This is a genomic window from Parathalassolituus penaei (assembly GCF_026626885.1).
GTDB classification, from domain to species: Bacteria; Pseudomonadota; Gammaproteobacteria; order Pseudomonadales; family Oceanobacteraceae; genus Oceanobacter; species Oceanobacter penaei.
In genome coordinates this window covers 1-727 of record NZ_JAPNOA010000001.1, presented here as the reverse complement: position 1 = coordinate 727, position 727 = coordinate 1, and the positions used below count along the sequence as shown (strand labels likewise).

Genomic DNA, 727 nt, shown 5'->3' with positions numbered 1-727 from the left:
TGATGACGCTGGTCAGGTGTCACGAAGCGGATACCGCTGTGGCGGTGTTCTTCGTTGTAATAGCGGGCAAACGCCAGCATCCATTGCTGTGCATCCTTGAGCGTTGCAAAGCCGCCTGATGGCCACTGCGGGCTGTACTTCAGCGTCCGGAACAGTGACTCAGAGTAGGCATTGTCATTACTGACGCGTGGTCGACTGTGACTGCTGCGGATACCCAGCTCATCCAGTTTTGCCTTCAGTGTACTGGCTTTCATCGGGCTGCCATTATCCGAGTGCAGCACCAGTGGCTGACCCGCACAGTGTTCTCTCATTACCGTTCGGCTGACCAACTCTCTGGCCAGCTCCCCGCTTTCCTGGTCATGGATTTCCCAGCCAACGATCTTGCGGCTGAACAGANCTGGTCATGGATTTCCCAACCAACGATCTTGCGGCTGAACAGGTCCATGATCAGGTACAGATACCAGTAGCGACCTTTGACCGTACTGGCGCAATAACTGATGTCCCAACACCACACCTGATTCGGTGCGGTGGCTGTATGGGTCGTGATCGGGCGTTTCGCCGGTGCTTTGCTGCGACCGCGATGGTGCTGCTGGTTGGCAGCCTTAACACCCGATAGAAGCTCGACTCTGAGCCGAGGTAAATGCCTTGATCCATCAGCTTCGGGACGATCTGTGACGGTGGCAAACTGGCGAACTCCGGCTGATTGCAGACCTCTATAATGGCTTGT

Annotated in this window: 1 pseudogene; it reads right to left on the bottom strand. The window is 55.8% G+C overall.

Going from position 1 to position 727, the window contains the following annotated elements:
* Positions 1–727, bottom strand: a pseudogene (locus OUO13_RS00005) (transposase); the annotation flags it as partial.